13 protein-coding genes are annotated in these 19,072 nt (G+C 41.3%); 6 read left to right on the top strand and 7 right to left on the bottom strand.

The features are described from left to right. Nucleotides 1-90 precede the first annotated feature (90 nt). The 4 genes from ABD985_RS11125 to ABD985_RS11110 form a co-directional block, all read right to left on the bottom strand. On the bottom strand, nucleotides 91-1,203 hold the full coding sequence (locus tag ABD985_RS11125; RefSeq protein WP_345371734.1) for an AraC family transcriptional regulator: 1,113 nt from the start codon (nucleotides 1,201-1,203) through the stop codon (nucleotides 91-93). An 87-nt stretch (nucleotides 1,204-1,290) separates the two neighbouring features. Continuing rightward, the gene (locus ABD985_RS11120; RefSeq protein WP_345371732.1) at nucleotides 1,291-1,863 is read right to left on the bottom strand and encodes a LutC/YkgG family protein; all 573 of its coding nucleotides are present in this window, start codon (nucleotides 1,861-1,863) and stop codon (nucleotides 1,291-1,293) included. Next, entirely contained in the window at nucleotides 1,847-3,235 is a 1,389-nt protein-coding gene (locus ABD985_RS11115; RefSeq protein WP_345371730.1) for a lactate utilization protein B, read from the bottom strand. Before ABD985_RS11115 ends, ABD985_RS11120 begins: the two co-directional genes overlap by 17 nt. Continuing rightward, nucleotides 3,225-4,010: a (Fe-S)-binding protein gene (locus ABD985_RS11110; protein ID WP_345371729.1), complete on the bottom strand. Its 786-nt coding sequence runs from the start codon at nucleotides 4,008-4,010 to the stop codon at nucleotides 3,225-3,227. Before ABD985_RS11110 ends, ABD985_RS11115 begins: the two co-directional genes overlap by 11 nt. A gap of 193 nt (nucleotides 4,011-4,203) precedes the next feature. On the opposite strand from ABD985_RS11110, the gene ABD985_RS11105 reads away from it, so the two are divergent. From ABD985_RS11105 to ABD985_RS11095, 3 genes are all read left to right on the top strand, one after another. After that, nucleotides 4,204-5,067 (top strand): AraC family transcriptional regulator, encoded by an 864-nt coding sequence (locus tag ABD985_RS11105; RefSeq protein WP_345371727.1) that lies wholly within the window; start codon nucleotides 4,204-4,206, stop codon nucleotides 5,065-5,067. A 685-nt stretch (nucleotides 5,068-5,752) separates the two neighbouring features. Further along, the gene (locus ABD985_RS11100) at nucleotides 5,753-6,763 is read left to right on the top strand and encodes an IS110 family RNA-guided transposase (protein ID WP_345371725.1); all 1,011 of its coding nucleotides are present in this window, start codon (nucleotides 5,753-5,755) and stop codon (nucleotides 6,761-6,763) included. Continuing rightward, a complete protein-coding gene (locus ABD985_RS11095) occupies nucleotides 6,760-7,704 on the top strand; it encodes an RHS repeat-associated core domain-containing protein (protein WP_345371979.1) in 945 nt (314 codons plus the stop codon). The genes ABD985_RS11100 and ABD985_RS11095 overlap by 4 nt, the downstream gene beginning before the upstream one ends. 930 nt (nucleotides 7,705-8,634) lie before the next feature. Here ABD985_RS11095 and ABD985_RS11090 read toward each other — a convergent pair. Further along, the gene (locus ABD985_RS11090; RefSeq protein ID WP_345371724.1) at nucleotides 8,635-10,734 is read right to left on the bottom strand and encodes a bifunctional aldolase/short-chain dehydrogenase; all 2,100 of its coding nucleotides are present in this window, start codon (nucleotides 10,732-10,734) and stop codon (nucleotides 8,635-8,637) included. A gap of 209 nt (nucleotides 10,735-10,943) precedes the next feature. Between ABD985_RS11090 and ABD985_RS11085 the strand changes: the two genes are divergently transcribed. Then, nucleotides 10,944-12,887 carry an ADP-ribosylglycohydrolase family protein gene (locus ABD985_RS11085; RefSeq protein ID WP_345371722.1) on the top strand — a complete coding sequence of 648 codons (1,944 nt, stop codon included), beginning with the start codon at nucleotides 10,944-10,946 and terminating at the stop codon, nucleotides 12,885-12,887. A gap of 1 nt (nucleotide 12,888) precedes the next feature. Next, the gene (locus ABD985_RS11080; protein ID WP_345371720.1) at nucleotides 12,889-14,403 is read left to right on the top strand and encodes a hypothetical protein; all 1,515 of its coding nucleotides are present in this window, start codon (nucleotides 12,889-12,891) and stop codon (nucleotides 14,401-14,403) included. Nucleotides 14,404-14,621: 218 nt separating this feature from the next. Here the strand turns inward: ABD985_RS11080 and ABD985_RS11075 are convergent, their stop codons facing one another. Then, entirely contained in the window at nucleotides 14,622-16,127 is a 1,506-nt protein-coding gene (locus ABD985_RS11075) for an alpha/beta hydrolase family protein (RefSeq protein ID WP_345371718.1), read from the bottom strand. A gap of 199 nt (nucleotides 16,128-16,326) precedes the next feature. Then, complete coding sequence (locus ABD985_RS11070) at nucleotides 16,327-16,722, bottom strand: thiol-disulfide oxidoreductase DCC family protein (RefSeq protein ID WP_345371716.1); 396 nt, start codon at nucleotides 16,720-16,722, stop codon at nucleotides 16,327-16,329. A gap of 204 nt (nucleotides 16,723-16,926) precedes the next feature. On the opposite strand from ABD985_RS11070, the gene ABD985_RS11065 reads away from it, so the two are divergent. Then, nucleotides 16,927-17,853: a D-2-hydroxyacid dehydrogenase gene (locus ABD985_RS11065; protein ID WP_345371714.1), complete on the top strand. Its 927-nt coding sequence runs from the start codon at nucleotides 16,927-16,929 to the stop codon at nucleotides 17,851-17,853. The last annotated feature ends 1,219 nt before the right edge of the window (nucleotides 17,854-19,072 follow it).

Raw genomic sequence — 19,072 nt, 5'->3', positions numbered from 1 at the left:
AAGCTCATAAAAGGCTTGTGAGATAGCTGTAAAGTGATGAATTCTCAGAAAACTAAGTCATTTGTTAATATGGGATGATTCATGTTTATTTTACACTGCCTCTTCCATCTGAATACACTTCAATCGATATTGCCGCGGAGTCATGCCTGCATACTTTTTAAAGTTGACATAAAAGACAGATTCTGAGCGGAAGCCACTGTCGATCGCTACGGCAAAGTTGGTTAACGATTTTTCCATATCCTTGGACAATATTTTTTTAGCGTGTTCTACCCGCTTTTCATTAATGTATACACTAAAAGATTTGCCGATATGATAGTTCAATAGCTTGGAAAGTAAATAAGATTGTATCTGTAGTTTTTCGGCAAGCATTTTCTCATTCAGCTCCGTATCTAGATGTATACTGTCTTTCTCTACGAGTTGTGCCAGTTTCTTTTCGTAATGTAGCATCAAAGTATCCTCTTCTTTCATATTGTCCGTCACCAAGGTAATGGTAGAGCGAGAAAGTGCCTTAGGATATTTCAAGGCAAAGAACATGGTAACGAAGATAATACTGCTATTAAACACAATGTAGTTTAGCTCTACCACTTCCCTGATCTGCTGGTGTAGTACGTTGGTAGAGAAAGGATGAATCACCGTATGATAGATTAATAACAACAGTGCTACATATAAGGATACTCCAAGGAAAATGGTGAGCACCTTGGGCCAGCGTAACTCTTCTTTTTGCTTGGCATTGGCTACTTTACTGGCCGCTTTGATGGTTTGGTGAGTTTTAAATATGATATAGCTCTTCCAAAGAACGATGGAAAACAGGAGCGCAATATGAAATGGAGATCCTATAAAGGTAGGGAAAGAAAAATTGTCTATAGATAATACATAGATGGAAGAAACCAATAGAGCGATACTGGCAGGGATAAAGTACCAGTAATCCCTGGTTCGTTGCTCACTTCCTGAAAACAAGGAAGTAATATACCAGAAGATCAAGCCGGGAAGAAGTAAGTCCAATACATCTGAGATAAATAGCAACTCTGGAATATCGAGTTTGAGCTTGGTAAACCGAAAGAGGTATTGCAAAAACGTATTGAAAGCCATCGTCAGGAAGACTGCAGAAAGAATTCTGTTTTGGGGTGACTTTTTGATCGTAGCGATTGCCAGGCCCGTGATCGTGCTTTGGATCATGGACCAGAAGAATAGTACAAGTGCCATAGTAGTAAAGTAGTTTTGTGTGATATTAGTTTGATAGTTGTATTGCGTAGCTTTTCAAAATATAAAAATTGGACTTCAAGAAGAAATTTATTGACTGATATCTATGATTACCGTGAGTTCACAAGCGCCATGTGCCCCTTTAACCAAGGTTTGCTCGATATCTGCCGTCTTCGAGGGGCCCGCAATGAATACACCGTATCCGTATTGTTTTTTACAGACCATTTCGTAAGCCAGATGCATATTTTGAACAATCAAAGATTGAGGAAGTACGATGATCATTTTCTCACAAATAGCCGTTAAGGCTCGAGTAGGTAAAGAGTTGTCATCCACCCAAATGGCACCATTCTCAGCAACCCCTATATGCCCTTGAAGAATGACCCATTGATAATTTTCTACTTCTGAAAGCGGTAGAAAAGAATGATCTGAAGCTAAGGTGTCAATATAGGAAGATTGACCAACAAGGGCTTCGATCCATTGCACCTGTTCTTGTGTAGTAGTGATGAGTTGAACGTTGGCGCCTACAGCCTTGAGTTGTTGCACAAATTGTTCTCGCACAGCAGTGATAGGAAGCGATTGCTCAAAGGTGGGAATGTCCGGTTTGGAAACGGAAGGAACCGAAATGTTCTTGAGTTTCTTGAGTAGTTTATTTCTTGTGCTCATGGTGTTGTTGATTTTTGAACCAAGTAGAGAACGTTTGAACAGGAACCTCGGGGATCTCTCTAGATTTGCCCCAAGCGTTAAAGTGGTTATTAATCAGCCAGGAAGGCAGGAGACGTAAGGCTCTTTTTCCGAGTTGTGCGGTAAAATGGTATAGGGAGTAATCTCCCAGCATTTTACCACCTATTTTCATCATCAGGGTTTTCTTGGTGAATAGACTCTTGTCTTTTCCAATGATCTGTCGCCATTTGTAGAGTTGGGTGTCAATATCAATCTTGACAGGACAAACCGCACTACAGGCCCCACAAAGGGTAGAGGCAAAAGGAAGCTGACTGTACTTTTTAAGGTCTTTACCCGGTGAAAGGATTGCCCCTATAGGTCCCGGGATGGTGGCCTCATAGCTATGTCCTCCACTTCTGCGATAAATAGGACAGGTATTCATACAAGCCCCACATCGAATGCATTGCAGACTCGAACGAAAATCCTCTCGATTGAGCTGTTCACTGCGTCCATTATCTACTAGGATAAGGTGAATTTCTCGACCTTTTGAAGGCTTTTTAAAATGAGAACTAAACGTGGTGATAGGTTGTCCGGTGGCACTTCTGGCCAGTAATCGCAGGAACACTCCTAAATCTTTTTGCTCTGGAATCACTTTCTCTATACCCATGCACGCAATATGTAAGTTCGGAAGGTTGGCCCCAAGGTCAACATTTCCTTCGTTGGTACAGACTACGAACTCTCCGGTTTCTGCCACGGCGAAGTTCACTCCCGTAATGGCAGCATCGGCATTTAAAAACTTTTCCCTTAGGTCTTTGCGGGCAGCTTTGGTCAGATAAGTAGGGTCACTGTTTCCTGCCTCCGTTTGCATGGTTCGGTGAAATAGTTCACCGACTTCCTCACGGGTTTTATGAATGGCTGGGAGCACAATATGGCTCGGAGGCTCTTTTGCCAATTGCACAATACGTTCCCCTAAGTCTGTATCTGTTACCTGTATGCCTTTTTGATATAGAAAGGTATTCAATTGACATTCTTCCGTAAGCATGGACTTGCTTTTTACCACCTTGGAAACCTGATGTTTTTGGAGAAGTCTGTATACAATTTGATTATGTTCTTGGGCGTCGGCAGCCCAGTGGACACGAATACCATTTTGAAGTGCTTGCTTCTCAAAAAGCTCCAGGTAATCACCTAATTGACTTAGGGTATGAGCTTTGATTTGGGAGGCAAGAGTTCTTAGTGTTTCCCACTCTTGGATTTGCTGTGCACTGCTATCCCTCTTTTCTCGCACGTGCCATAGCGCCTTGTCGTGCCAAGTTACTTTTTGAGGGTCTTGGTTAAATTGGGCAGCATTACGAGCGTGGTTGATACTATTGGACATATGCGGAAGATTTAACAGAGGATTGTTTTTGTTGAACGGCTTGGTATAAAATTTCAGCCAGATGCATTGTTTTTAGCGGGAGATGATTTCTTTTAATTAATCCATCTAAGTGCATCAGGCAAGACATGTCACCTGACGTAAGGATTTCTGCTCCGGCATTTAGGTAGTCTTGTAATCGATCCATGCCCATTCGAGTAGATAATACTTCTTGGGTAACGGCAAAGGTACCTCCAAATCCACAACACTCATCGGCTCGTTGAGGAGTAACAATTTCAATTCCTTCTATTTGTTGTAATAATACCGCTTGTTGGTTTTCTTCTTTCCCCATTAATTCAGAGCATTTACCTAGTTTTAGCCTTCTTAATCCATGACAACTTTTATGGAGAGCAATTCGCCCATCAAAGAAGCCTTGAATATCATTTTGCCTATTTTGGGAGAAGATAAATTCTGTTAGATCTAAAAATTTCTGAGCGGTATTTTTTAATGGTTTATGGTCTTTCAGTAGGGAGGCGGTATGCTGACGGATATGATAAACACAACTGGCAGAAGGACCCACCACATAATCGTATGCCTCAAAACGAGAAAGAAGTTGGGTAACACTCTTTTTTGATTCACAAGCATAGCCACTATTAGCGAGAGGTTGCCCACAACACGTTTGATGAAGTGGAAAAGAGATCTGATACCCTAAAGTTTTTAGAAGTTCGTAGGTGGCGACGCCTACTTGTGGGTAAAATTGCTCAATGTAGCAAGGAATAAATAAACCAATATGCGGCATGAAAAAATAGTCAGTTACAGGTGAAATAGAATAATTCGTGTCGTTTTTACATTTATACAAATAAAGATAGATTTTTCACAAGAGAGATTCATAAAATGGGAAATGATTTGCACAAAATGATTTAGTTTCTTTTTTTGATGGAGCCTTGTTGATAGAAGGGGAGAAGGGATCATGATCAAAACAATACACTTCCATGAAAGATTTTTTTAAATACTTACTACCCAATCCGGAAGACAAGAAATGGCCTGTTTACTTAACCGTAGCAGGGACAAAGAGAATTAATGAGCACATACTCTATCCTGATGTAAAACATCCTTCCGGTTATTATTTTGATTGGGAAAAAGGAAGGATACTCAAGGAGTACCAATTGAATTATATTTCGGCTGGTAAGGGTGTTTTTGAAACAAAGGACCGTCATTATGAGGTGGAAGCAGGAAGCTTATTACTGCTCCGTCCTAATCAGTGGCATAGGTACCGTCCCGATTCACAGGTGGGTTGGACTGAAAACTATATAGGTTTTGATGGTGAGCAAGCCACAGCATTACTGACACAGCAGACTTTTTATGAAGTAGACCTCCTGTGTCTTAATCCATCCTATCCTTTTCTTGGAACTTTACACCAGCTCTTTGAAGAGGTGCAGCAGGAGCAGTTTGGGTACCAACAAGTAGCAACGGGATTATTGTTGCAGTTTCTGGGACAGGTCATTGCCGCGAATCAGTTAGATAATATTGAAACTGGACAAAAGACAGCCTTGATTCAGAAAGCAAAGATACTATTAAAACAGCATTTACAGGAAGAAGTAGATATGCAGCGCTTTTGTCAGGAAGAAGGAGTATCCTATTCCTATTTTCGAAAGAGCTTTAGAGAGTATACCGGATTTTCACCTCATCAATATCACTTGCATTGGAAATTACTAAAAGCCAAAGAGCTTTTACTGGTGGAGAATAAACAGGTAAAAGAAGTGGCTTATAGCTTAGGATTTTCCTCTATTCATTACTTTTCCAGGTTGTTCAAGCAAAAAATGGGCATGAACCCTACGGAGGTGAGGAAGGGGTAGGCAGCGTATCGTGACACTGCGGTATGTTGATATTACTATAGCCTTGTATTTTCCTAAGAAAACCATAGCACTTTACCCCTATCCTTCGTATCTTAAGGGAAATTGCACCCTTCCTCTGTAGATTACATTAACTATCAGGGACAAGTGAATAATCAGTCACCCAAGCCCATTTACGGATTTAATCGCAGGGAAGTACTTCTGGAGCAAGGTCACATATAGTGTAGAGTCCATTGCATGGCGTCTCTGCTATTGCTAAACTCATTAACGGATATAATTATCTTCTGGAGGTAACCCTTTTTTAATACCAAGGTGATGTAATCAGGATAGGAAGAAAGCAATTCAAATACCTTGACAGAAAATCGTTATTTTTCTGCCCTGTTTTTCACGTGCCTTGGTGAAATGAGGTAGCTTTTTCGTTCTTTTTTTGGTGTTTCATATAGTGTCTTCTAGATTAGTAGCATAGGAGTATTCTTAGAATCATTATCTTCTCTTAATTGAAAATATTGGCCATTCCTTTGAGCAAATTATATATTAGGTGTTATGCGTTTTCAGCATAGGAACGGATTTAATCTCATAGGAATTTTTCGGAGCAGGATCATATATAAATTGGAGTTCGCAACTCATTATCGAAGATTTGATGTCTATCCGATTGTGTGCCAGTTACTCATCATTAAAACCCAGGATAATGAAAACTGAATACACGTATTTTGTAGGAGTTGATGTTTCCAAAAGTTGGTTGGATTTCTCTCTGATTCAGGAAGGAAAAGAGTTGAAGAAAGGAAGGGTAAACAACAACCTGAAAGGGGTTCGTGAAATATTGGAAGCACTAAAGGAGCAAGGTGTCACGACGGTAAATACATTGTTCATTGCGGAGCACACAGGTAGTTACAGTGATGTACTGAGTATTACGGTCGCCAGTAAAAAGTATAAGCTTTGGATGGTTACGCCATTGGAGTTGAAGTTGAACAGCGGTACCCAGAGAGGAAAGAGTGATCCACTGGATGCGTTTAGAATGGCTGATTTCTGCATGAGACATCATGATAAGGCTAAGCTATGGAAAGTGCCTTCTAAGACCATGAGGTACCTTAAAAAGTATCAGGCGCAGCGAAAAGCACTCATAAAAGCGAGACATTGTCTGTTACGATCTTTGGATAGCTTATCAGAAGGGACTACGAAGCAAATGGGTAACGACCTAAAGCGAAACTTCAACAAGTCCATCAAGGCATTAGAGGCGGATCTAAAGAAGTTAGATATACGACTGGAAGAGTTAATCAGGAATGATGAAGAGTTGAAGAGACTGGTCGAGTTAGCGACGTCCGTGCCAGGAATAGGAGAAACTACAGCAATAGCACTACTGATTGCTACCGCTGGGTTTACCAAGTTTCAAAATGCAAAGCAACTTGCCTGTTACGCCGGAGTGGTTCCATTTTCATACAGCTCAGGAAGTAGTATCAGAGGCACTGGAAAGGTCTCCAAGAAGTCTGATAAGTTATTGAAGTGCTTGCTCTATATGGGCGTCCGGTCTGTGATACAGATACCCGGTGAATTACAGGAATATTACTATAGGAAAATTAAGGAGGGGAAGCATCACATGAGTGTGGTCAATGCCATTAAAAATAAATTGATTCTAAGAGTTTTTGCTTGTGTGAGGGATGATGTGAAATATGACAAAAATTATAGTCACTCGCTTGCATAAGCCATATAAATCCATTCGGGGGGAATATCACTGGTCTTGTTGTTAGTAAGCCTTCTGAGCCTTTTAAGTATACTTATAATGGGAAGGAGGAGCAGGAGGAGACTGGTTGGTTGGATTATGGCGCTCGTAACTATGACGCTAGTGTGGGGAGATGGTTTGGGGTGGATCCGTTGGCGGAAATGTATTATGCTAATTCTCCGTACTCATATGTTTTAAATCAGCCCACAAATGCAATAGACCCAGATGGAAAACTCGTAATTTTTATTAATGGTAATCATTTTGGGGATGGTGGTAAAAGTAATTATTGGAGAACATATAAGAATGTTAGACATGGATACTTAGGAGCCCAAAGATCCTATTCCTACAGAAAAAAACAAGTTGGAGTTGGTTTTGATCAAGCAGTAATGAATCATTTCAATGATTATAATAGTATCTACAAAGATGGGGCCCTAGGTGGATATGCTCCGTTTAATATTAATAATTCTTTAAGCCCATCAAGTAGAGAAAACACTGGTTTTTTAGCTGGTCTTAAAGAGGCTGAAACCATCATTAATAACTTAAAAAGAGATAAAAATGGAGCTATAATTGAAGCTATTAGGATTATATCTCATAGTATGGGAGGAGCGTATGCAAAAGGCTATATAAAGGCACTTTTAGCATACATAAAGCAGCATGATATTGTAGGTGTCAATATTTATGAGTATGACTTTGCTCCATTTCAACCCACTGAACAAACAGCTGTAGATGGGATCCCTACAATTCAGTATTCTCACTCAAAAGATATACTAGCTGGAAATAAACCAATAAAAGGTGCTGCTCAAGCTGACACAAGTAGTGATGAAAGTCAAGGACATTCTATTCACGATTTTTTTAATCAAATTCAAAACTTACCTGAAGGCGAATATCAAGTTGTCAATGGTAAAATTGTTCCAAAAAATTAACATTCATGAATTATTTGGCATTGATAATTTCTATCCTCATTTCAGGAGGCTGTTTATGGAGAATGTTATTACCATCGTGTGGCTTTAACTTCATCCCATTTGCTATACATCAAGCATTATTTCGAGGTCTGATTGATGAAAGTGTATTTATAATAGGCTTTGATATAGTTGCATGTATCATATTGTGTGTAATTCTATATAAAACACTTATATACTGGATCTTCCCTTTACTACAATAGGATTTTCCTCATTCACCCCATTCATACACAGTATATCTGAATAGGCAATATCAATGGAAGGCTAGCTATAAACAGTTAGCCTTTCTTTTTCACCCATTGTCAGAACAGGGTCTTAAGGACCTGTTTTCACACAGTATACCTGAATAGGTAATATTATGGAAGGCTAGTAAAATAGCTAGCCTTCCACTTTTTATAAAAACATATTTGTTGGTCCAAGATTCATCTTGTACCCAAAATGACGAAAGCATTTGCTTTCGAGTCGCCTATTTTAGAGCAATTCGGAATCGTTACACGACGTGCATACTTCTGTCATTTCTAGTCCAAGTTGAAACTTGAACTAGCATCATTCAATAAGACAGACACATCACTGCAAGTCTCTTGTACACTACATTTATCCTTGGGGTTACTTATCAAAACTCCAACTAGGTAACTCAGATAGGGGTGGGATTCACCCCGTCACTATACGAAACACGGCGATTTTTTATTCGATCTATCAATCCATCACCAACCTCCATTTCCCATTCCTACCATCCGAGCGTAGACGCTCGTCGAAAGCGCTTTTAGGTCGTAGCGTGGACGCTACGACCAGTGTCTACCATTACTCAACAGAGCGAAGCTCTAATCAACGGGCGCAGCCCACTCAACCAGCCGCGCAAGCGGCCTCAACGATAGTTATGGCCTTCTAGCCCCACTACCTCGGAAAAGCAGCAGCCATCCCCCCATCGACATTGATAATATTCCCTGTACTCTTATGAAGAATCCCTACCAATGAGAATACCCCATTCGCAATATCTTCCGGTAATATAATCTCGTGTAGCAGGTTACGTTTAGCGTAATGTGCAGGAAGCTCCTCCACCGTGATGCCGTATGCTTTAGCCCTTCCTTCGGCCCATTTACCTTCCCATATTTTGCTGCCCACAATCACGCCATCGGGGTTAACGGTATTGACACGAATCTTGTCTTTACCTAATTCTGCTGCCAGTAATCGAACCATATGTTGCTGAGCTGCTTTGGCGGTGCCGTAAGCAATATTATTTGGACCAGCCACCAAGCCATTCTTGGAGGCGATGCTAATCAGGTCTCCTCCCATGTCTTGCTTACGCAGTATTTTTACCGTCTCTTGTGCTAGGTTGAACTGTCCTTTGACCAATACCTCTGATAGGATATTCCAGTCTTTTTCGGAGGTATCCTCCAAAGGTTTAGAGATAGCGAGTCCTGCCGAATGCACCATGATATCAACACCACCAAAGGCTAGTGCAGTGGCTTCCATAGCCTGTGTGATAGCTACTGGGTTGGTGACATCACAAACGACTGTAGCGGCTACATCTTGTGGGTAAGTGTCGAGGGCTTCTTGCAAACGTTCTTCCGAGATGTCTGCCAGTACGACATTAGCGCCTTCTTGGGCTAGCTTATCTGCGATGGCTTTACCGATCCCTCCTGCAGCACCCGTCACAAAAGCAATCTTGCGAGACAGAGGCTTTTCTGCTGGCATACGTTGCAATTTAGCTTCTTCCAGTAACCAATATTCGATATCAAAGGCTTCTTGACGAGGTAGGGAAGTATAAGAAGAGATCGCTTCCGCTCCTTTCATTACATTAATGGCATTGATATAGAACTCGCTGGCAACTCTTGCTGTCTGTTTGTTCTTTGCAAAAGAGAACATACCGACCCCAGGATACAAGATAATAACAGGATTGGCATCCCTTACGGCAGGACTGTTTGCTCTTTTGTGGGTGTTGTAATAGTTTTGGTATTCTGTACGATAGGCTTCAAACGCTGCTAGTAATTTATCCTTGATTGCCTGAGCATCGTCCAGATCTTCATCTTTCTCTAATGGAAGTACCAGTGGCTGAATCTTAGTACGCAGGAAGTGATCTGGGCAAGAGGTACCTAATGGGGCAAGACGTTCCAGATCATGGCTGTTGACAAATTCCAGTACACGCTCATCATCGGTAAAATGACCAATCATGCTTTTTTCGCTGGAACATAGTCCACGGAGGATAGGGGCTATTTTGGCAGCTTGTGCTTTTCTTTGCTCAGCAGGAAGTGAAGTCATCTTCTCACCTCCAAATACCGGACGTTTTTTCCCAAGGTTACTTTCGATATAAGCCGAAGCTTCTTCGATCACCTCCAGACTGTTCAAGTAACATTCGTAAGAGGTATCGCCCCATGTAAATACACCATGACTTCCCAGTACAATCCCTCGGATCGACGGGTTTTTCTCTAAACACTCTTCCAGTTGAAGTGCCAGGTCAAAGCCAGGACGTTGCCAAGGTACCCATCCCATGCGGTCTCCCCAGATTTCTTTGGTAATGGCCTCACTATCTGACGCCGCAGCGATAGCGATCAGAGCATCAGGATGCAGGTGATCAATATGTTGGAAGGGAAGCAACCCGTGAAGTGGCGTATCGATAGAAGGAGCCTTGCTTTCCAGATCATAGATACAATGATCAAAAAGTGCAACCATTTCGTCTTCTTGCTCAATGCCTCTATAGACTTTTTTGAGATTTCTGAGACGATCAGTATATAGCCCTGCAATACCTTTTCGGGTGAGTGTACCAATATCTCCACCAGAGCCTTTTACCCATAGTACCTCTACTTCTTCACCGTTCAAAGGATCTTTTTCCATGGTCTTGCAACTGGTGTTGCCTCCTCCATAATTGGTGATGCGTAGGTCTGCCCCTAAGATATTTGAGCGATATAAAAATAATGCGACCTCATCTCCTTGCATAGAAGCAGCTTTTGCTTCATCCCATAAATAATCGACGTGATTGAATGTTTGTATTTCCATGTGGTATTCGGTTTGATTTCTAAAAACTACACGGTAAACATTCCCATTTTTCATTAGCCTTCCCTTCGCATTTTTAATTTCAAAGAAAGAAATATCAGGACATAGAATCTAAAAACTCTACTTTTTTAAATCCATAGCCTAAAGGAGCCTACAGTGCCTAATTTGGAGGTATTCATGAGAATATGTTCAAAAACAAAAATATAGATAGTATGCTGACAGCAGATCAATTTTATGACAAGGTACTGGGTGGATGGATCGGGAAATGTGCCGGAGGTATTTTGGGAGCCCCTATAGAAGGATATAAGCGTTTTAATGATATTCAGCTAGACGATTCATTATTTGAAAGCAATTATCCGAATGACGATCTGGATCTACAGATTCTATGGTTGGATATGGCAGCCAAGAAAGGGGTGAAGATTCGGGGAGGAGACTTCAGGGAGCATTGGAAAAACCATGTAGATTTTCCTTGGAATGAGTATGGAATTGCTACCAGGAATATTCGGGTAGGTTTAGATCATCCTGATACAGGTCGTATCAATAATACTTATTGGAATGAGAGCATGGGGTCACCGATTCGAAGTGAGTTGTGGGGAATGCTTTGTGCCTTTCATCCAACTCAGGCTGCTTTTTATGCCCGTATTGATTCTCAATTGGATCACCATGGTTTTTCAGATGATGCAGAGGCGTATTGGGCAGCTTGTGCTGCACTTGCTTTTGGGATGGAGGATATACCGACCATCCTTCAAGAAGGGTTGAAGTATATTCCTAAGGAAAGTGTTTGTGCGAATCTGGTGAAGGATGTAATGGAATGGTATAACACCTATGGGGTAAAGGTGACTAGTGGGAAGATCAAAAGTGCTTACGGGGATGCGGACTTTACTTCTGCTCCTATGAATGTGGCTTATACGGTATTGTCATTACTACTATCGGAAGGTGATTTCGATAAGCTTATTCAAGCCTTGCATTTCGGGCACGATAGCGATTGTATTGTGGCAACGGCAGGAGCACTGTTGGGAATTGTGAGAGGAGCGAAGGAAATCCCCGAACTATGGAAAACGAGAATTGGCAATGATTTGATGGTGAGTCCTGAAATTAAGGGGGTAGAGGTGCCTGATACCGTTACGGCATTGACAGAGAAAACCTGTCAGGTGGCCAGGACTTTCCAGCATTACTTCGGAAATAAAACCATGATCAATATTGTTGCGGAAGAATGCATTACTTTTGAGCGGTCTTATACCTTAATCACGGAACTTGGAAAGCAGCCGACTTTTGGACATCAAGACACAGGATTGATCATTGCGGTACGAGTGGAAAGTCAACAGCAAAAAGAGCAATCATTAACGATCCGATTAACTTCTGATGCATTTGCTCAAATTGATGAGGCAAAGGTATTGCTAAAAGCAGAAGAGGAGCAAGAGTGTATTTTTGAAATAGTCTTGAAGGAGGAGTATACTCCTGAAGGTTGCTATATTCCATATCAAGTGGAAGTAATAGACTCCAATGGTAAGGAGCAATTATTTGAGAGAGGGATCCCTTATTATGGGAGCTGGACCCTTTTAGGCCCTTTTATTCAGGATGATCCTGCTTTGGAGCCAATGGATGGGACGTATCCCGATCATGGCTTGAGCAGTATGCCCTCCGCAGTTTACATGAATCATGACCGTCAGTTATCTGACAATGAGTTTGTTTCTTTTGAGATGTTGGAAGAGATACTACAGTCTCCAGCAGAACAATCCTTTATGGTTCAGGAAATCTACCCTGATAGTTTTGAAATAGATCTGGGAGAATATTTCTACGGAAAAGGCGAACGAACCTTATATTTACTTACGGATATTTATTCAGAAAGTGAAGTGAAGAAATGGCTTTGTGTAGGAAGCAGTCAATGGCTTACGGTTTGGTTGAATGGGGAGAACATACATCATAATACCCGATTGCAAAGAAGATGGCCTTCCACGGATTATATGTCTTTGGATTTGAAAGAAGGAGTGAATCGCCTGATGATTCGTCTGGATTGTGTGCATGATGATTATAAGGTAAGTATAGGGTTAAAAGAGCACCCTGAAAAACATCCGCATCAAAGCCAATGGGAGACAGTACTTAATTTCAGTTCTCCGCTGATCAGTGAACATTCCACTTTACTAATTGCTGAATAAAATGAAGAGATATGTATTAGTAGTCGCTTTATGGGTAGGGTGTGGGACGTTGCTTCTTGCCCAAAAAGTTACCTTGGGAGCGCTTAGGGAAATCAACCCTTTAATGATTGGCGTGAATGCCAATATGACCAGTTGTCCAGACCCTCAAAATAACCCTAAACTTATTCAGGCGATCAAGACCTTAGGGGTAAAGACCATTCGTTACCCAGGCGGAACGATAGGTAATTATTGGGACTGGGATACTGGTTGGATAGACACAAGCATTCCGGACAGTGTAATGATCCGCTGGGTAGTGACACAGGGCATACGTGAGCAAGAGACTCGATATACCATAGAGAAGTTTGCCTCTTTGGTACAGCAGACACAGACCAGTCCTGTATTTATGCTTAATATGCTTTCTAAAGACCTGGGACATTCCATTCGAAACTTGAAGAAGGCAGAAGCATTGGGGTTGGATATTAAATACATTGAGTTGGGAAATGAGCTGTATTTTGACTTGCCTTTACCCCGTACCGTATATCCTACTCCAGAAGAGTATGGACAAACCTGCCAACGTTGGATTGAAGCACTCAAGAAAGAGTTTCCCGATGCCCGTTTTGCCGTAGTAGGCACGACTATGCGTCGACATGATCGTCAGAAGGACTGGACAAATAGGGTATTGGCGCATTGTCCCTTGGCTGATGCGGTGACATTCCATAAATATAGTCCTTCCAGTCTGGATGGAAGACAGGAACGTGTCCGTATTAGTGCAGGATCAGAAGGACTAGCAGATCATACGACAGCAAGTAGAACACGACCTGACTCTTTCGCAACACATCAGGATTGGGAGCGGGTATTGCTTCAGGATGCAAAAGCACAGGCTAATATGTGGATCACTACAAGAAATAATGTGCTGACGTATCAAAAGATGAAACTCAAAAAGGATCTTCCTCTCTGGGCAACAGAGTTTAATATGAGGGACGATCACTCCTTGGTGCTGGACAGTTGGGCGCAAGCCTTAATCTTATCCATTTACTATTTTGAGTTTTTGGAGGCAGGGGTTGAGATAACCAATGTACATAACCTGATAGGAGACCTCTTCGGCCAGATCTATACCCGGGATGTACGTAAAAAGCCAGGAGTAGGCTCTCTGTATGAACTGACCGCCGGAGGAATAGCAACGGCTCTTTTTGCAGAGGCAACAACAGATATGACCGCAGGAGCGCCTTTACAGTTTTCCTCTAATATGTTATTGGAAAACGATAGGGGAGAGACGATAGAAGGCGTGAGGGGATGGTATTTTGAAAATGAAAAAGGAGAGAAGAAAATGGTGTTGGTCAATTTTGGAAATGAACCCTTCAAATGCTCTTTCAGAGAGTTTTCTGGAAAAAAGAAAGTGGAAATTTATTCTGATGATTTAGCACATCATCCAGCAGGCTTTTCTTCCCTGAAGAATATCTCTACAACCTGTCGGAGAACTCTGGAAATGCCGCCTTTTTCAGTGGCTATGGTACATTGGGGAAATAAAGAATTATAGGATTAGATGAACCCAGAACTTACCATTTTCCTGAGTAAGAGCTTGTTTGGAATACTGATTTAGATAGAGAAAATTTCTATAACCTGTTCAAATTGATTCAAATTTGAGAATAATAGTGGTTCTATTTGTCGAAAATTTGAGTCGATTTGACCAGTGATTAGAGGAATTTTCTATCTGAAGACGTATTCCAAACAAGCTCTAAGTTCTGGGAGTTACTATTATTTTGACCTAGCTGTAGTCTCCATGCTGTCAAGAGGCGACCTGACGGAATCTCCTTGATGAACTAACATTTTTAATAAGTCATATTGCTCGCCAACAGCTTGTATACTCATGCTATTGTCTCCTTTTAAGTGTTGATCAAAGAAAGAGGTAAGCAACTTAGTGACGATCTCCATACCTAGATAAGGATTAATAGCTCCTGTTCCTGCAACAGAGGGGATGGGAATCATAAATGGAATATCCATGAAGTTGGGGTGACCAGATTGGAGTAAGGTACATTCATAAAAATAATCGGTACTCTTTTTCTTGTAAATATGGGCATTGATATCTTCATGATCTGCGGGCCAATCTGCAGAAACGTAGAGGAATGGAACGCTATAGTTGCGGTCAATCTTATCTCCCCATTGTATGCCATCAAGATTAGCGGCAGCTTTAATACGTCCATCTTTTAGGGTAACATTCCCTGCGGCTCCTCCTCCAACGGAGTGCCCAAAAACACCAATTCGGGTCAGGTCAAGTTTGTGCTTGAACTTTCCTTCTGTATTCCATTTTTCAAGCAGGTTTAAGGTCGTGACCATATCATTGGCCCAACGATCTTGTATACGACCTTCGAAGTAGTTTTTAGCGGCTTCTCTAACGATCGGATGTCTTTCTTCGTAAGGCAAGTCATTTTTGAAAGCATCAATAATAGGCCCCACTACCTCCATGGCATCAGCACCAATGGTCTGTTGGTAAGCATAGTCGAAATAATGCACCCTTCCATCAGGAAGCGTTACTCCCAAGCTTTCGTAGGTGTGATTCATATTAATGATGATATATCCTTGACTTGCTAACTCTGTCAATAGGGCATAGTACCCGGTTGCTTTGGAGCCATATCCATGAGAGAAAATTAAGACTGGAAATGAGGTCTCTTTAACCGGAATATCTGGGTAAACATACGTTTGCACCTTATCGAGGTAATTCAATAGGGTGGGAGGTAGTCCATATTTCGTTGCGAAGCCGGCCCTACTTCCTGTGTCGACATAGGGCTCATGCTCTATGCTTTTTGTATCAACATCCCCAGGATACCATATTTTGTATAGCAACTCCCTTTTGTCGTTGGGGTCAGCCGTGATTTCTTCCTCTTGCTCTGTTTGAACATAAATAGAGGAAGTTCCTACGGAGTACGGTCCCCTGGGTTCGGGTAATGAGAATACGGGTAGGGCCATGGGCAGCACCCAGCCGATTAGTAATACTATAATAGTCAACGCATATCCCGCAATTCTAAGTCCCCATTTTTTTGGAGTATCCTCCGTGTTGAGCTGATACAAACGCCACCCAAGGATAGCACTCATGATATAGGCAGGGATCATTTGCCAGCGGTAACCATCAATGAGTAGGTGTAAGCCCACAAAAACGCCCAGTAGTAATAGAAGATAATTTGCAGGAATATACCTGATGAGTAATCGTTTGGTAAAAGGTATACCACTGACAAAAAATAAAAGGATGAATTCAACAGTTCCCATTGGCTTTTGAAGTTTAGGTTTGAAGAAAAATATTTCTTACAAAACTCTTGGGAAAAGGCAGAGATAGCAAGGTAGAATCCGTGATAAAAGCGGTCATTTGTCGAAAAAAAGGCTGTTTTAGATGGCCTAGGGTGAGAAAATACCATGATAGCATCGCAGAACGTCGATCAATGGGTTTTCATGATTATAAGGGGAAAGTTTATAAAAAACGCTCCTTCAACTCCGGTGTCGGTATGCGACAAGCATCACTTTTACCAAACCATTTGTACCGATTCTTTGCAATCCAGTTATAGACCCCATCTCGTATAAAACGTGGGACAATGATAAAACCATAAAACAACGGCCATGCTCCCTTCAGCTCTCGAGCGATATGCAAGGCAGCGGTAGATTTTTTATAGAGTTGACCATTTTTGAGTAATACCACACTATCCAAGGAGACTTCTGCTATACCATTTTGCTGCAATACTTTTTCTCCTTCCTCTGATTGTAAGGAAGCAAATTGAAATTTACCTTTAGGGTCTCTGTCAATAATAAAGTTGACGGTCCCGTTACAAAGATTACAAACACCATCAAATAGAATCACTTTAGTAGTCATAGATATAAAACTTAAGTGTACCAACGTTGTTCATACCACTACATGGCGTATGTTAGCTGAACTTCGCTCGTTGATGATGTTTAGTTGTTCTTTTCTCTATTTTTTTTGAATAAAAAAACAACTAAATACTATGAGCGAGCGAAGCTCAATTAAACATTATGAACAATCACAAATAGAACGATCTAACAATAAAAGTAAAAAGTTTTGAGAATTGTTTTTTTAGATGCCCAAACAATGGGAAATATTGATTTCTCTTCTTTGGAGAAAATAGGAGATTTGACACTGTACAACCACACCCTTCCGCATGAAGTAGAAAAGCGAATAGAAGGTGCTGAGGTGGTGATTACCAATAAAGTAAGAATAGAGAAGAAGCATATAGATGGAGCCAAAGCGTTGAAGCTAATATGTATCGCCGCTACAGGAATGAATAACGTAGACCTTCAGGCAGCAGAAACTGCAGGAATTCCTGTACGCAATGTGGTGAACTATTCTACCGAGAGTGTCGCTCAGTTTACGATAGGCTTACTGTTGGAGCTGGTCAATAATACGGGGTATTACCGACAGTATATGCAAGGGACAGATTACGCAGAGCAACCTTTGTTCACCCATATAGGTCCGGGATTTTTTGAGCTAAAAGATAAAGTACTAGGAATTATAGGGTTGGGGAATATTGGTCGCCGAGTAGCCGAAATGGCAGGGGCCTTTGGGATGAAAGTGGTATACTACTCTTCATCAGGAGAAGACCGTAGTAAGGCTTACCAACGTTTGGAGCTGGATGATCTTTTGGAGCAAGTAGATATTTTGAGTATACATGCACCTCTTAATGCACATACAGAAGATCTATTAACCTTCTCACGATTGCAGCAAATGAAGTCAACGGCTTATTTAATCAATACAGGAAGGGGAGGGATTGTCAACGAAGACGATCTGGTGAAGGCGATTGATCAGGAGGTGATTGCAGGAGCAGCGGTAGATGTGTTCACCCAAGAGCCACTTCCTTTGTCGCACCCTTATTATCAATGTGAAAAGAAAGAGCGATTGCTACTTACGCCTCATATTGCGTGGGGAAGTAGTGCTTCTAGGCAATTGTTGCTGGAAAGGATTGTGGAGAATATTGAAGAAGGTGTGTAGGGGGGGTATAACTATCCGAATTAATGAAGAATGAATAATTATGGGACACTGTCGTGGTGTCCACGCTATGACGACACTGGTCCGACACTGGTCTTAGGCTCCAGCCTAAGACCTAAAAGCGCTTTCGCCGAGCGTCCACGCTCGGCTGGTATGAGTGGAAAAAAGAGATTGGTGATGGATTCATAGGTCCAATAAAAATCGTCTTGTTTCGTAAAGTGACGGGTTGATTAAGGTTGAATAATTAACCGACAGTTGAGACGGCTTACGCCGCTGGTTGAGTGGCACTATGTGCCGTTGAGTAGCCCTTCGGGCTGTTGAGATTTTGCAGTACTACTCTTTCTCAACAGCCCGAAGGGCTACTCAACGGAGCAAAGCTCCACTCAACGGCACGCAGTGCCACTCAACAAAGCGAACTAGCAGTATGACGGTTAAATATTCAACCTTAATAAGCCCTAGGCTCTTCAAGAAGTGCCACTTCGTGGCGATCTATTCTAACGTATCTCTCACAAAAAGATTGAATTGATAACCGCAAAGCGGTATCTCTAAAAGAGCCTGGGGTTTTAACCCTAGGCGAGGGTGGAGATAACTACTGTGTCGGTTAATTATTCAAACTTAATAAACCCGCCCCTATGTGATGTCATCCTTTCAGGGTTTAGGTAGCATACAACCCCGTTAGAGGTGATATTTATTAGCTGTGATCAATGGACATTAGTTCAAGGGGTGTCCTTGGACTGGAAATGATGAAAGCATACATGTCGTGTAACGATTCCGAATTGCTTTAAAATAGGTGACTCGCAAGCAAATGCTTCCGCCATTTTGGGTACAAGGTAAACCTTGCACCAACATGCTTTTATGAAAAATGGAAGGCTAGTAAACAGAGCTAGCCTTCTTATTATCTTTGGATATATTAGATGCTAATGGACTTAATTAAGTAGCTCATCTTTTATGACATCTTTTTCTATAGAAACTTTAATAAGTTTACCATTTATTTTTATTAAAAATTGATAGTTGTTGATCCATTTTTCTATAAGAATGTTATTCTCTTCTCTACTTTGTATTTGATACTTATTTAATAGGCTATCCAAAAGTATTTCTCTTGACCATTCAACTTTAACTTGAGTACCTTCAATATCTAATACTAACTTATCTATATAGATATCTTAGCCCCCAATATAACTGGAGTTAAATTTTAGATCATTAAAAATTTTAACTTTGCGTT

It is taken from the genome of Algivirga pacifica (assembly GCF_039543525.1).
GTDB classification, from domain to species: Bacteria; Bacteroidota; Bacteroidia; order Cytophagales; family Flammeovirgaceae; genus Algivirga; species Algivirga pacifica.
Note: the sequence above shows the minus strand (reverse complement) of the source record. Positions and strands in the feature narration are given on the sequence as shown.

Bases quoted from the DNA above. Each gene is read 5' to 3' on its own strand.
- ABD985_RS11125 (WP_345371734.1), bottom strand. From the start codon at position 1,203: ATGGCACTTGTACTATTCTTCTGGTCCATGATCCAAAGCACGATCACG.
- ABD985_RS11120 (WP_345371732.1), bottom strand. From the start codon at position 1,863: ATGAGCACAAGAAATAAACTACTCAAGAAACTCAAGAACATTTCGGTT.
- ABD985_RS11115 (WP_345371730.1), bottom strand. From the start codon at position 3,235: ATGTCCAATAGTATCAACCACGCTCGTAATGCTGCCCAATTTAACCAA.
- ABD985_RS11110 (WP_345371729.1), bottom strand. From the start codon at position 4,010: ATGCCGCATATTGGTTTATTTATTCCTTGCTACATTGAGCAATTTTAC.
- ABD985_RS11105 (WP_345371727.1), top strand. From the start codon at position 4,204: ATGAAAGATTTTTTTAAATACTTACTACCCAATCCGGAAGACAAGAAA.
- ABD985_RS11100 (WP_345371725.1), top strand. From the start codon at position 5,753: ATGAAAACTGAATACACGTATTTTGTAGGAGTTGATGTTTCCAAAAGT.
- ABD985_RS11090 (WP_345371724.1), bottom strand. From the start codon at position 10,734: ATGGAAATACAAACATTCAATCACGTCGATTATTTATGGGATGAAGCA.
- ABD985_RS11085 (WP_345371722.1), top strand. From the start codon at position 10,944: ATGCTGACAGCAGATCAATTTTATGACAAGGTACTGGGTGGATGGATC.
- ABD985_RS11080 (WP_345371720.1), top strand. From the start codon at position 12,889: ATGAAGAGATATGTATTAGTAGTCGCTTTATGGGTAGGGTGTGGGACG.
- ABD985_RS11075 (WP_345371718.1), bottom strand. From the start codon at position 16,127: ATGGGAACTGTTGAATTCATCCTTTTATTTTTTGTCAGTGGTATACCT.
- ABD985_RS11070 (WP_345371716.1), bottom strand. From the start codon at position 16,722: ATGACTACTAAAGTGATTCTATTTGATGGTGTTTGTAATCTTTGTAAC.